Origin of the sequence: Polaromonas sp. (assembly GCF_012927485.1) — a bacterium.
Lineage (GTDB): Bacteria > Pseudomonadota > Gammaproteobacteria > Burkholderiales > Burkholderiaceae_C > Polaromonas.
In genome coordinates this window covers 109,140-120,811 of the sequence record NZ_JABBPC010000035.1, presented here as the reverse complement: position 1 = coordinate 120,811, position 11,672 = coordinate 109,140, and the positions used below count along the sequence as shown (strand labels likewise).

Sequence of the window (11,672 nt, the reverse complement as noted above, 5' to 3'; positions counted from 1 at the left end):
TGGGTTACTCCAAGCTCACGGCGATTTGATAGCCATGCTGTGTGAGCAGGGCATGTTTTTTCGCATTAGCCAAATCGGATGCCACCATTTCTTGGACCATTTCATCCAGCATAATTCCGGCACCCAGCCGAGTTTTTCTTTCGCTTTGATGGGATCGCCGAGCAGGGTTTTAACTTCGGTGGGGCGGAAGTAGCGGGGGTCGATCTTGATGATCGGCTTGTTAGTCCAGTAGCCCACTTCGCCCGCACCTTTGCGGGTGACGATGTTTGACTGGCCCTGTTGCTGCAGAGTACGAACGATGGCTGAACCGACCCTGCCCGGGTGGCCGGCAACGTAGATTTTGGGTGTTGACGTCATGGACGGGGCTGCACTTCGGTTTCTTTTCTGGAAGTCTCCTGCTGCAACGATGCAATCTCTGCTTTCAGCAATTCATATTCTTCCATCTTGCGCTTCAAAAACCGGCCAGTAAGGGATGTCTTTTCGGCAATGCCGGCGGGGGTGAGCAAGTAGGCGTAGGCGAGCTTGCGTTTACTGCTCTGAAAGTTTTGCATCTTCAGCAGCCCCTTGTCCAGAAGTGCTTTCAGGCAGAAGTTGGTTTTACCCAAGCTCACACCCAAAGCCGCTGCTAAATCGCGTTGGTTTATCTTCGGTTTGGCTTCCAGCAGGCGCAGCACTTTCAAGTGCGTGTCTTCATGGAGGGGAACGTTTTCGGACATTGAGATGAAAGGCAAGAAGGCTCGCTCCGCCTATTTGTTCAAGTGTTGAACAAATGATACCACTCGCAGGAGCCATGCTGGTCGGCTATGTCGAGTGATGGGCTTAGAGTTGGGTGTAAGGAGTCATTTATTTTGGTTTTTATGGCGCAGCGTCAAATCGCCCAGTTGGCAAGTTGCAGCGCTTCCACGCGTTCGAACTCGCGCAGGTAGTTCGACACAAGCGTCAGTCCTTCATTGCGGGCATGGGAGCCAATGTGCAGATCATTGACACCCATGGGTCGCACTGCTTTTCCAATGCGCTGCGGATGCTGCCGCAATGCTGCGCAGCTTTGGGTCCGTAAGGCAACACCTTCAGACGACTATAAAAGTCTCCACGACGGCCAGGGAATGCGCTGGCGCATTACTTTTTTCCGCACCGTGCAGTAATTCGGCCAGCGTGATGGCTGAAATTGCCATGTGGCCTGCAACTCGCCCAACGCCACGAGGCTGGTGCCAGCCTCACCACGTGTGAGTGGTGTGTTGAGACTGACCGAGCCTGCAGTCAGGCGGTCCAGAAGATGACGCACGGACTCGAGCGATGTCTTAGCATAGGCAAGGCGCTTTTCCAGGTCTGCGCGGTCTTGCTCGCCCGGCACGGTGCTTTTGAGCCAGGAGTCAATTACTGCGTTGGCAATTATCTAGGCGTGGATGGGCGTATCAGCGGTAACGTCCAAGCGCAACAACCCGTCTTTTCCCACTGCCGCCTTGATTTGGCTGGCAAGCTCCGCGCGCGCACCCTGAATAGACTGCCCTTTGGACAAATTCTGCATCTGGATGACTGGGTCCAGCACCAACGGCGACACCATCATTGCCGCAGCCTGCGGGGCTATCGGCGCTGGCAGTGCCAGGATGGCCTGACTGGTTAAGCTCTGCGGCAAGGCATAGCCGATTGCCAGCAGCCCAACCAAAACAGGCCCCAGAATCAACAGCTTGAGGTTTTCTGCGACTACTACCAGCAAGTCAAGCAAGCTGACTTCTTTTTCTTCCACTTCCACTTCCATTCTCCTATCACTCCCTTTGCGCGACAATATCCCCCGCAAACTTTGTGCATCCCTAAACAAACACTTCCGCGTTCACCAGCACAAAACCCGTCTGATCCTTTACCGAGATTTGCGGGGTGTTGCCCGCCAGTGGCCATGCAATGGCCAGCGCGGGCTCGTCCCACGCAATGCAGCGCTCAAATTCTGGTGCGTAATAGTCAGTGGTTTTGTACAGGAAGTCTGCCGAGTCGCTCAGGGTTAAGAAACCGTGCGCGAAACCGGGTGGAACCCACAACTGCCGATTATTCGACTCCGACAGTTCCACGCCCACCCATTTGCCAAAGGTCGCGGATGACTTACGCAAGTCGACCGCGACGTCAAATACGGCACCACGCACGACCCGCACCAGTTTGCCTTGCGGCTGCTCGATCTGGTAATGCAGCCCACGCAATACGCCTTTGGCAGACCGTGAGTGGTTGTTTTGCACAAAATCTGCATCGACGCCGGTGGCGTCTCTGAAGGCTCTTTTATTGAAGCTTTCAAAGAAAAAACCGCGCGAGTCCCCAAACACCTTGGGTTCGATAATGAGGACGTCGGGAATGGCAGTGGGTATGGCTTTCATAGGTGTTCAGCCAGCAGTCTTAGCATGTATTGGCCGTAGCCATTCTTGACCAGCGGCTGGGCGAGCTTGCGCAGTTGGGCGTCGTCAATCAAGCCGTTGCGCCATGCGATCTCTTCCACACAGGCCACCTTGAGGCCTTGCCGGCGCTCCAGGGTGGCGATGAACTGGCTGGCTTCCAGCAGGCTGTCGTGCGTGCCGGTGTCCAGCCAGGCGTAGCCGCGCTGCATGATTTTGACATTGAGCCGGCCCAAGTCGAGGTAGGTCTGGTTGACGGCGGTAATCTCAAGCTCCCCTCTGGCACTGGGTTTGACCGCCTTGGCGATGTCCACCACCTGGTTGTCATAGAAGTACAGGCCAGTGACGGCGTAGTTGCTTTTGGCCTTGAGCGGTTTTTCTTCAATGCTGCGGGCTTTGCCCGCTGCGTCAAACGCCACCACGCCGTAGCGCTCGGGGTCTTGCACATGGTAGGCAAACACGGTGGCGCCGCTGGTTTGTGCGTCGGCCTGCGCCAGCAGGGGCGCGAAGTCGTGACCGTGAAAAATGTTGTCGCCGAGCACCAAGGCGGAGGGATGGTCGCCGACAAATTTTTCACCAATGATGAACGCCTGGGCCAAACCGTCCGGGCTGGCTTGCACGGCGTACTGCAGATTCATGCCCCACTGGCTGCCGTCGCCGAGCAGTTGCTCGAAGCGCGGCGTGTCTTGTGGGGTGCTGATGATCAGTACGTCGCGGATACCGGCCAGCATCAGGGTGCTGAGCGGGTAATAAATCATGGGCTTGTCGTACACCGGCAGCAGCTGCTTGCTGATGGCCAGGGTGGCCGGGTGCAGCCGGGTGCCGGAGCCGCCGGCGAGGATGATGCCTTTGCGTGAACTTTGAAGTCGTGTCATGTCGTGATGTGGTCTTGTCTTGATTTCAAAGGATTTCGGCCAGCATGCGATCCACACCTTGCTGCCAGGCGGGTAGGCTCAGGCCAAAGGTGGTCTGCAGCTTGCCCGTGTTCAGGCGCGAGTTATGCGGCCGCTGGGCAGGGGTAGGGAAGGCGCTGGTAAGCACGGGAGTCACTTCTTTTGCTATTATTTTAATAGCTTTTTGCGACCGCTCTGCTTGCGCGAGCACGTATTTCGCATACCCGTGCCAAGTCGTTTCGCCGCTGGCCGCTACGTGGTACAAGCCAGCTGCTTCTGAATGGCCTAGCACGTGGCGAATGGCGTGAGCAGTTACATCGGCCAGCAATTCAGCACCGGTGGGGGCGCCCCACTGGTCGTCGATCACTGTGAGGCGCTCACGTTCCTGCGCCAGGCGCAGCATGGTTTTGGCAAAGTTAGCGCCGCGTGCGGCATAGACCCAGCTGGTGCGCAGAATCAGGTGGGTCTTGCAGTGGGCAGCGATCAGTTGCTCACCTTCGAGCTTGGTATGGCCATACACGCTGAGCGGTGTGGGCATGTCGGTTTCAAGCCATGGCTGGGTGCCGCTGCCGTCAAACACATAGTCGGTGCTGTAGTGCACCAGCCACGCGCCGAGCTGTTGAGCTTCCTGCGCCAGCACCCCAGGCGCCAAAGCGTTGATGGTTCGGGCCAGTTCGGGCTCGCTTTCCGCCTTGTCCACTGCCGTGTGGGCGGCGGCATTGACGATGACATCAGGGCGCACGGCGCGCACTGTTTCTGCAAGACCTTTTAGATTGGTCAAATCTCCGCATAAGTCAGGGCTGTGGCGATCCAGCGCGACGACCTCCCCCAGCGGGGCCAGACTGCGTTGCAGCTCCCAGCCGATTTGTCCATTTTTGCCGAGAAGAAGAATCTTCATGCGGCAGCGTACTGGGTTTGCACCCACTCACGGTAGGCACCGCTTTGCACGTGGGCGACCCACTCGGGGTGGTCCAGATACCACTGCACGGTCTTGCGGATACCGGATTCGAACGTTTCCGCCGGCTTCCAGCCCAGCTCGCGTTCTATCTTGCTGGCGTCGATGGCATAGCGGCGGTCGTGGCCGGGCCGGTCTTTGACGGAGGTGATCTGGGTGGCGTAGCGGCGGCCATCGGCCTTGGGGCGCAGTTCATCAAGCAGCGCGCAGACGGTGTGAACGATCTCGAGGTTGGGCTTCTCGTTCCAGCCGCCTACGTTGTAAGTCTGGCCCAGTGTTCCGGCTTCGAGCACGCGGCGGATGGCGCTGCAATGGTCCTTGACATAGAGCCAGTCGCGCACCTGCATGCCGTCGCCGTAAACCGGTAGCGGTTTACCGGCCAGGGCGTTGACGATCATCAGCGGAATGAGCTTTTCGGGGAAATGGTAGGGGCCGTAGTTGTTGCTGCAGTTGGTAGTCAGCACCGGCAGGCCGTAGGTGTGGTGGTAGGCGCGCACCAGGTGGTCGCTGGCTGCCTTGCTGGCCGAGTACGGGCTATTGGGCTCATAGGCGTGGGTTTCAGTGAACGCGGGCTCGCCAGCGCTGAGCGAGCCGTACACCTCGTCGGTGGAGACGTGCAGGAATCGAAAGTCTGCTTTGCCCTGGTCTGGCAAGGCGCTCCAGTGGTGACGCACCGCTTCGAGCAGGCGAAACGTGCCGACGATGTTGGTCTGGATGAAGTCTTCGGGGCTGTGGATGGATCGGTCCACATGCGATTCAGCAGCAAAGTTGATGACGGCCCGGGGCTGGTGCTTGACCAACAGGCTGGCGACCAGTTCGGTGTCGGCAATATCCCCTTGCGCAAAAACGTGCCGCGCATCATCCTGCAAACTGGACAACGTTTCGAGGTTGCCGGCATAGGTCAGCTTGTCGAGGTTAATGAGGAGCTCAGAGGATTGCGCCAGCCAGTCGAGGACGAAGTTGGCACCAATGAAGCCAGCGCCTCCGGTGATGAGAATAGTCATAAATTCAGGGGGACTCGGCGTCGAGCCGATTCGGGGCTATGGGGCTGGTACCAGCGCTGTGTTGTAGCGACTACAAAACCACTACCGCCCTATTTTATGTCAGCCCCAGTGCCCGACGAATGCGCGCCCACTTTCCAGTGGTCTCCGCAGTTTCAGGCGTGTCGCGAAACGCTTGACGCATAAAAACAATCAGCAATAACAGCAGTTCAGTCGCCAACGTAACTCCGATAGCCAACAAGGCCTTTTTGGGCTGGCTGGCTTTCTGCGGCAGCGTGGGTGCCTGAACCAATAATGCATCGCTCACGCCTTCCAACAAAACCTCGAAGGAACTGATTTGGGTTTGGGCGGCACTGCTTGCGTTCAGCAGTTCCGCATAACCTCGCGCCAGTTCAGCACCACCTGCCACGCTAGAGGCCGGCGATTCCATGCGTTTGACCAAGCTCGCGGCAGCATTTTGGGCATTTTTCAGACGGCCCTGCGCTTCTGCGAGTTGGCCCTCTAGCCGTTTACGCGCACTGGCTTTGGGACGACTCTCCTGATAGGTTTGCAGCAGCAGCGCATTGGCGATGGCCTGGGCTTGCTGCGCCACACTGGCAGATACGGTCAGCGTGAGCAGCTTGTCGGTTCGCCCGACAACGACTTTGATTTGATCCCGCAGCTTGCGACGGGCATCTTCAACCGTGGTGCCCTTAGTCAATCCCAAAGCTGCCGCTACAGGGTCCAGCACCGCAGCGGTAGTCATAAGACTGGCGGTAATTGGCTCTGCCTGGAGCACCGCCACACTTTCAAAGGCTTGAGGCAGTACAAAACCGATGCCGAGCGCACACAATCCCACGAACAACGGCACGATGATCAGCAATTTAAGGTTTTCTGCCAGAGTGACCAGTATGTCCAGCAAGCCAATTTCGCCTTCCTCGGCGGTGAGCGAGCCTTGAATTTCTTCCATTTTTTTTCTAGCGGGCTTTAGATCCATAAGCACTTTATTTACATAGTCCGGGTTACGTGAATTGGAAAAAGGAAGGCTTGCAATAACTTAACGATATACAAAGAATTGAAATAATAAATGGGCCCTATCGTTGTATTTAACACTTGTTTCAAAAATTACAACTTATAACAATAGCCTATGAAAACCCTATTGCAATCGGACTTGATTAATGTCATGAAGGTAACGGCACGAGATTTAATTTATAACCAAATAAGGGCGTATAAAGTAGCGATTCTCAACCGCAAGAGTCATTGGACACCCATTTGACACGTGACAACATCCGCTTTCGCGTCTAATATTTTTTGCACGGGCAAGAAAAAAATCCCAAAACCAGAAATCCTTCACGCGGGGCATGAGACAAAAAACACTTGCTCACATACAATTATTCACCGTTTAAGTATTAATTTAGTTTTTTTACAAACAAATTCCATCGCATTTTTTTAAGAAAAGTCTATTTATGTCAAATTTTAGTGAATTGCAGCAGCGATTTAATGAAGCCGAAGCCAAGGTAAATGAACTCCGAAAACAACTGGATGTAGAGCGCAACAATGAACGAGCACAAGGAATTGTCGCCGCCAGGGAGTTAATCAAAACCCACGGCCTGACCGCCTCTGAATTAGGCTTTTTGGGGAAAACGTCTGCCAAACGCGCATCGGGCGACAGACGCGTCACGGTCGCGCCAAAATACAAGGATCCCGCCAGCGGGAAAACATGGACCGGTCGCGGTAAGACCCCCGGCTGGTTAGTCGCCCAAGTCGCTGCCGGTAGCAGCAAACAGGACTTTCTGATTTAAAGACCGACGACTTTGCGAAGAACCCGTGGCGAGTACCCAGACTTGCCACGTCAGACAGGAAGTCTTCGCATCATCCAATGCGTATCGGAGGCCGCGGGCCTACCCGACCGGCGGCAATCCGCCTTGGTTTAGTAATTGCAGGCTTATGCAACTACAGGCCATATTTCTAGAATTCAACACCTACACGCGGGTACGGCCAACGCTTATATTTCCTGGGCGTGCGTGGCACCATGCCTGCGCAATATTCCACAACCCTAATCTGTTCGGAGTCCGCTATGGTCAAGAAACTGGAAAAAATGAGCGCTGACAAAAAATCGGGACCGCAATTGTCGAGTGCTGTAAAAGAGTCTGCACAACAAATCTGGCTGGCTGGCCTGGGCGCTTTTTCGAAGGCACAGGAAGAAGGCGGAAAAATGTTTGAAGCACTGGTCAAGGAAGGCCTCTCCATCCAGCGCAAGACGCAGTCGGTTACCGGAGAAAAGATTTCTGAAGCCACCATCAAAATGACCACCATGGCGACCGACCTTCAGTCCAAAGCGGGCCAGCAATGGGACAAGCTGGAGAATATCTTTGAAAACCGTGTGGCCAAGGCGCTAAGCAAACTCGGCGTGCCGTCTGTTAAAGAAGTAGACGCCTTGGCAGCGCGCGTGGATGAACTCAGCAAGCACGTGCGGACTATGCGCACGCAAGGCCCAGCAGCAAAAGCTGCAGGCAAAACAACTGTAAAACCGGCAGCTAACAACGTAGCCGATCCGGCAACCAGGCCAGCGACCACCAAGCGGCCGGCCGCACGCAAATCGCCCTGACTGCGCCGTTTTAAAAAGGACAATCTGTCCTTTTTTTTCTCATCCCCATTGCATGGGTCTTCGCGCCGGATTATGAGCTCCCCCGTTCCACTCCCGCCGCGCTAGGTTAGAGTAGGGCACAACACCGGGGAGACCACTATGGCGAAAAAAGCGCCGCGCCGCACTGCAGAGCGGATTCTGGAGGTGACGCTTAACCTGTTCAACCGCTTTGGCGAACCCAATGTCTCGACCACGCTGATCTCCGCCGAACTCGGCATAAGCCCCGGAAACCTTTACTACCACTATCCCGCCAAAGAGGAGTTGATCAACTCTCTGTTCGACCGCTACGAGAGCGCCCTGAGCGAGCTGCTCAACGCCAGCGACGGTGTGCGAAACGTCGAAGACGCCTGGTTTTTCATGCACACGCTGTGTGAACTGATCTGGCAATACCGTTTTTTGTACCGCGATCTGAATGATTTATTAAGCAAAAATCGGCGATTGGAAACCCATTTCCAGTCGATATTGAAAAATAAAACACGTGCCGTCAAGGCCCTGCTGGACGGAATGAGCCGCGCTGGCGCCATGAACATTGATTTGCGCGAAGTGGATGCCACCGCTACCAGCATGGTCGTAGTGCTCACATTCTGGTTAAGCTTTGAATACGTGCGCGATCCGCGCAATGCACTGGAGCCCGGCAACGCCCAAGCTGCGCTGCTGCGAGGTGCGCATCACGTCCTGAATTTGCTGATTCCTTATCTGGAAGACAGTCAGCGCGCGCATTTGCAGGCTTTGGTAGGGGCCTACTGCGGCACAGTCACTAATGCACCATGATTTATCCGCAATATCAATAAAAAAATCCCAAGGAGACGACACATGACCCAATGGACGACTTTCCCGCACGCTGGCGACTATGCCTTTGATACGGCCACCCTCAAAGAGAACTGGGCGCGACTGCACCAAGGTGATTGCGAACCGCTGCCTCAAGAAGCCGCCGTGCTGGATGCCTGGGTGCTGTTTCATAACGGCGAGTTCCAGAAGGCGGCCGAGGCAGGCCTCAAGGCGGGTGGTCACGGCATCACGGCAGCCAACAAGGCCACCTGCATTTATGCCAACTACCTGGAGAGTGGAGAAAAAGCCAGGCTGGAGCTTTTTATGGAAGTGGCCAAGCGAGCGGAAGCGCAGCAGGTCGCTGACCCGAAGAACGCGAATGCCTGGTACTGGCAAGCATTCGCGCTCGGACGCTATAGCCAGGGCATCAGCGTCGCCAAGGCACTGGCACAGGGCTTGGGAAACAAGGTGAAAAATGCATTGGAGCAGACCATCCGGCTGTCACCCAAGCACGCGGAAGCCCATCTTGCACTGGCCGATTTTCATGCCGAGGTAATAGACAAGGTTGGCGTGCTGATTGGCGGAATGACCTATGGCGCGAAGAAAGACATCGGTCTGTCGCTCTACCAGGACGCGCTGAAACTCAACCCCGGCTCGGCGATTACCATGATGGAATATGCCAACGGCATGGTCATGCTGGAAGGCGATAAAAAGATCGGGGAGGCGACCAAGCTTTATGAGCAGGCGGCAGCCAGCAAGCCACTGGATGCCAGAGAGAGGCTGGCTGTCGACATGGCCAAGGTCGAACTGCAAGACTGAATTTTCGGGCACCTGATAGCTCCAGCCCAGCCTCAGAGACGGGCGGCCTTTTTACAATTCACGATCTTTCCACGGCTGCCCCTGGTACCAGGCGTGTTGTGCCAAGCGCAGCATGGGTTTGTCACCCGCCGTGTCGCCATAGGCATAGAGCGTCATGCTGCCGAGTGACTCAGCACCGAACCGCTCCGAGAGCCAGGCGTTGAGCCGCAGCACCTTTTGCGCGCCGTAACAATTGGGCGTGCGCATGCGCCCCGTCAAGCGGCCACCCTCCCCGTCCTGCTGCACCTCCATTTCGGTGCAAATCAGGCCGTCAAACCCCAATTGACTGGCTACGCGCGGAAGGTAGATGTCGGGCGAGGCGCTCACCAAAACACAGCAATGACCCGCCTGCTGGTGATAAACCAGCCGTGCCAAGGTCCAGTCCTGCAACTGGCCGGGGAAGGCTTGATTCAGCCAGCGCGTGGTCCAGACTTCCATCTCGGCAGTGGTTCGTCCGCTTAGCGTCGCGAGCATCAGGCGCGCCTTGGCCTCGTCGTTGCCGATCAAGCGCAAGGCGTAACCCGCTAACCAAGGCAAACACTGCAGCAAGGCCAGCAAAAACCGCGGCCACCCCAAGCCGCACGCCAGAAATGACGTAAAGGTGTCGCGCCGGGTCAGCGTGCCATCGAAGTCGAATGCGGCTACCGTGGGCATCGCACTTGCCCGCAGTAGCGTTCACAAAATGGGCAGCCGGTCATGGGCAGCGCAGACGGTATGTTGTAGAAGCGCTTGAAGATAGCGCCAAGCACGCCTTCGCGGTAGGCCTCGTACTTGAAACCCTTGCCTTCCACGGCATAAAACGGCACGCCATCCTGTGCGAAGCTGAGCACGCGCACCGACTCAAAATAAGGCTGGAAGTCTTCCAGATGCGGGCTATCAGACACAATAATGCGCAGGGTTTTACCCTGGTAAATCGAAAAATCTACCAGCATGTCATCTTGCCGCGCGTGAAATTTTCCGACGCCGAAGATCGGCATGTACTGGCGCCGCTCAAAGCCGTAAATCGACGCAGGGGTATAAGCCTCGGCCATCAGCACCACGCCCGGGCTGCTGACCTGTTGAAGCATCTCGGCAGTTTTATAGCTGCGGACAATTTGCGGGAAAAGCTTGGTCGAGCGCCAAGTGTCCAGCGTGGTCATATACAGCCCCGCCACCACCAGCACATGCAGTCCGGCAAACACGGCCAACCCATTGGCGCAGACCTTCAACTTCTCAGCGGGGAGGGCAAAGGCCAGATAGGCGAAGCCGAAAGGGTAAAACGACAGCACCCAGTGCAGGCCGATTACCTTTTTGGCCGACAGCAGCGCAAAAAACAGCAGCGGCACCAGAACCAGACAGGCCAACAACCGCTGAGTCGAAGCGGCCGCCACCATCGCCTTGCGGTGGCGCACAGCCAGCCACACTGCGGCAGGTGTGATCAAGTAGGCCATCATGGCAATGTAGAGCAGCGGTTTACGCCATTCAAACAACTCGGCCTCGTTGCGGTTGTACAAGTTGAACATGATGTTCGACCACCCGTGCGTCACGTTGTAGGCGATGTTGATAGCAGGGCCCGGCAAGGCGCAAAGCACCAGCAGCGCAAAGCCCGCCAATCGCTGGCGGCGGTACAGCCCAAAGTACACAAGGTACGTCAACCCGAGCACCACCGAGAAATACTTCGATAGAAAAGCACACCCTAAAAACAACCCCGACAAGGCGTACAGGCCATACGCGGCTCGGTCAAGTTGCTCCCGCCGTTCGGCGCGCAGCAAAGCGGCCACCGACAAGGCCGACCAAAAAATCAGCGGCGTATCGGTGGTGATCAGCATATTGAGCCAATTCAGGGGCGCCAACCAGAAGAACAGCACAGCCCAAGCGGCACGCGTCCGATCTACGGGCTTGAGCGCCCACCAAAGCGCAGCCCCCAGCGCCAGTGGCAAAAGCACTGCAGGCAGGCGAATGGACCAGATACTGTCGCCGAGGGTGGCCCGCATCAGGGCGATCAGCCAGCCGACCATCGGCGGATGGTCGGAGTAGCCCCAGTCGGGATAAACGCCCCACCAATAGAAGAAGGCCTCGTCGCCAGAAATGGGAAAGCTTACGGCGATCCAGAACCTCAACAGCAGCGAACCCAGCCCGACGGCCAGCAGCCATCGGCTCAGGGTGACGGGAAAATTGGCGGGAGAGCGAACAGAGTCGGGGTACTGGGGCATGGCGAGT

General features: G+C 56.5%; 14 protein-coding genes and 1 pseudogene. 4 read left to right on the top strand and 11 right to left on the bottom strand.

Features of this window, described 5'->3' with window-relative positions:
- Positions 1 to 4: 4 nt before the first annotated feature.
- From HHJ16_RS14310 to HHJ16_RS14270, 9 genes and pseudogenes are all read right to left on the bottom strand, one after another.
- Positions 5 to 357: pseudogene (locus HHJ16_RS14310) on the bottom strand (GDP-mannose 4,6-dehydratase).
- Complete coding sequence (locus tag HHJ16_RS14305; protein WP_296901640.1) at positions 354 to 716, bottom strand: MarR family EPS-associated transcriptional regulator; 363 nt, start codon at positions 714 to 716, stop codon at positions 354 to 356. The pseudogene HHJ16_RS14310 and the gene HHJ16_RS14305 overlap by 4 nt, the downstream one beginning before the upstream one ends.
- A gap of 152 nt (positions 717 to 868) precedes the next feature.
- The gene (locus HHJ16_RS14300) at positions 869 to 991 is read right to left on the bottom strand and encodes a hypothetical protein (protein WP_296901639.1); all 123 of its coding nucleotides are present in this window, start codon (positions 989 to 991) and stop codon (positions 869 to 871) included.
- Between the two features lie 402 nt (positions 992 to 1,393).
- Entirely contained in the window at positions 1,394 to 1,744 is a 351-nt protein-coding gene (locus HHJ16_RS14295) for a hypothetical protein (RefSeq protein WP_296901637.1), read from the bottom strand.
- 64 nt (positions 1,745 to 1,808) lie between these two features.
- Positions 1,809 to 2,357, bottom strand: coding sequence for a dTDP-4-dehydrorhamnose 3,5-epimerase (gene rfbC / locus HHJ16_RS14290; RefSeq protein ID WP_296901635.1), 549 nt, complete (start codon positions 2,355 to 2,357; stop codon positions 1,809 to 1,811).
- The gene (rfbA, locus tag HHJ16_RS14285) at positions 2,354 to 3,247 is read right to left on the bottom strand and encodes a glucose-1-phosphate thymidylyltransferase RfbA (RefSeq protein ID WP_296901633.1); all 894 of its coding nucleotides are present in this window, start codon (positions 3,245 to 3,247) and stop codon (positions 2,354 to 2,356) included. The genes rfbC and rfbA overlap by 4 nt, the downstream gene beginning before the upstream one ends.
- Before the next feature lie 25 nt (positions 3,248 to 3,272).
- Positions 3,273 to 4,163: a dTDP-4-dehydrorhamnose reductase gene (gene rfbD, locus HHJ16_RS14280; RefSeq protein ID WP_296901632.1), complete on the bottom strand. Its 891-nt coding sequence runs from the start codon at positions 4,161 to 4,163 to the stop codon at positions 3,273 to 3,275.
- Entirely contained in the window at positions 4,160 to 5,224 is a 1,065-nt protein-coding gene (gene rfbB / locus HHJ16_RS14275; protein ID WP_296901630.1) for a dTDP-glucose 4,6-dehydratase, read from the bottom strand. The genes rfbD and rfbB overlap by 4 nt, the downstream gene beginning before the upstream one ends.
- A 94-nt stretch (positions 5,225 to 5,318) precedes the next feature.
- Positions 5,319 to 6,197: a Wzz/FepE/Etk N-terminal domain-containing protein gene (locus HHJ16_RS14270; RefSeq protein ID WP_296901629.1), complete on the bottom strand. Its 879-nt coding sequence runs from the start codon at positions 6,195 to 6,197 to the stop codon at positions 5,319 to 5,321.
- Between the two features lie 469 nt (positions 6,198 to 6,666).
- Here HHJ16_RS14270 and HHJ16_RS14265 point away from each other — a divergent pair, with 469 nt between their 5' ends.
- The 4 genes from HHJ16_RS14265 to HHJ16_RS14250 all read left to right on the top strand — a co-directional run bounded on the left by HHJ16_RS14265 (position 6,667) and on the right by HHJ16_RS14250 (position 9,434).
- The gene (locus tag HHJ16_RS14265; RefSeq protein WP_296901627.1) at positions 6,667 to 7,002 is read left to right on the top strand and encodes an H-NS histone family protein; all 336 of its coding nucleotides are present in this window, start codon (positions 6,667 to 6,669) and stop codon (positions 7,000 to 7,002) included.
- A 275-nt stretch (positions 7,003 to 7,277) separates the two neighbouring features.
- Positions 7,278 to 7,808, top strand: coding sequence for a phasin family protein (locus HHJ16_RS14260; protein WP_296901626.1), 531 nt, complete (start codon positions 7,278 to 7,280; stop codon positions 7,806 to 7,808).
- A 138-nt stretch (positions 7,809 to 7,946) separates the two neighbouring features.
- Positions 7,947 to 8,618, top strand: a complete 672-nt coding sequence (locus HHJ16_RS14255; protein WP_296901624.1) for a TetR/AcrR family transcriptional regulator — start codon at positions 7,947 to 7,949, stop codon at positions 8,616 to 8,618.
- Positions 8,619 to 8,660: 42 nt separating this feature from the next.
- Complete coding sequence (locus HHJ16_RS14250) at positions 8,661 to 9,434, top strand: hypothetical protein (RefSeq protein WP_296901622.1); 774 nt, start codon at positions 8,661 to 8,663, stop codon at positions 9,432 to 9,434.
- Between the two features lie 51 nt (positions 9,435 to 9,485).
- On the opposite strand, the gene HHJ16_RS14245 is transcribed toward HHJ16_RS14250, so the two are convergent.
- Together HHJ16_RS14245 and HHJ16_RS14240 are read right to left on the bottom strand one after the other, a co-directional pair.
- Entirely contained in the window at positions 9,486 to 10,127 is a 642-nt protein-coding gene (locus HHJ16_RS14245) for an HAD family hydrolase (RefSeq protein WP_296901621.1), read from the bottom strand.
- A complete protein-coding gene (locus tag HHJ16_RS14240) occupies positions 10,115 to 11,665 on the bottom strand; it encodes a glycosyltransferase family 39 protein (protein ID WP_296901619.1) in 1,551 nt (516 codons plus the stop codon). The genes HHJ16_RS14245 and HHJ16_RS14240 overlap by 13 nt, the downstream gene beginning before the upstream one ends.
- Positions 11,666 to 11,672: the final 7 nt, after the last annotated feature.

Excerpts from the sequence above, each read along its gene's own strand:
- HHJ16_RS14305 (WP_296901640.1), bottom strand. The coding sequence starts at position 716 with ATGTCCGAAAACGTTCCCCTCCATGAAGACACGCACTTGAAAGTGCTG.
- HHJ16_RS14265 (WP_296901627.1), top strand. The coding sequence starts at position 6,667 with ATGTCAAATTTTAGTGAATTGCAGCAGCGATTTAATGAAGCCGAAGCC.
- rfbD (WP_296901632.1), bottom strand. The coding sequence starts at position 4,163 with ATGAAGATTCTTCTTCTCGGCAAAAATGGACAAATCGGCTGGGAGCTG.
- HHJ16_RS14255 (WP_296901624.1), top strand. The coding sequence starts at position 7,947 with ATGGCGAAAAAAGCGCCGCGCCGCACTGCAGAGCGGATTCTGGAGGTG.
- HHJ16_RS14240 (WP_296901619.1), bottom strand. The coding sequence starts at position 11,665 with ATGCCCCAGTACCCCGACTCTGTTCGCTCTCCCGCCAATTTTCCCGTC.
- HHJ16_RS14250 (WP_296901622.1), top strand. The coding sequence starts at position 8,661 with ATGACCCAATGGACGACTTTCCCGCACGCTGGCGACTATGCCTTTGAT.
- HHJ16_RS14270 (WP_296901629.1), bottom strand. The coding sequence starts at position 6,197 with ATGGATCTAAAGCCCGCTAGAAAAAAAATGGAAGAAATTCAAGGCTCG.
- HHJ16_RS14300 (WP_296901639.1), bottom strand. The coding sequence starts at position 991 with ATGGGTGTCAATGATCTGCACATTGGCTCCCATGCCCGCAATGAAGGA.
- HHJ16_RS14245 (WP_296901621.1), bottom strand. The coding sequence starts at position 10,127 with ATGCCCACGGTAGCCGCATTCGACTTCGATGGCACGCTGACCCGGCGC.
- HHJ16_RS14260 (WP_296901626.1), top strand. The coding sequence starts at position 7,278 with ATGGTCAAGAAACTGGAAAAAATGAGCGCTGACAAAAAATCGGGACCG.
- rfbB (WP_296901630.1), bottom strand. The coding sequence starts at position 5,224 with ATGACTATTCTCATCACCGGAGGCGCTGGCTTCATTGGTGCCAACTTC.
- rfbC (WP_296901635.1), bottom strand. The coding sequence starts at position 2,357 with ATGAAAGCCATACCCACTGCCATTCCCGACGTCCTCATTATCGAACCC.
- rfbA (WP_296901633.1), bottom strand. The coding sequence starts at position 3,247 with ATGACACGACTTCAAAGTTCACGCAAAGGCATCATCCTCGCCGGCGGC.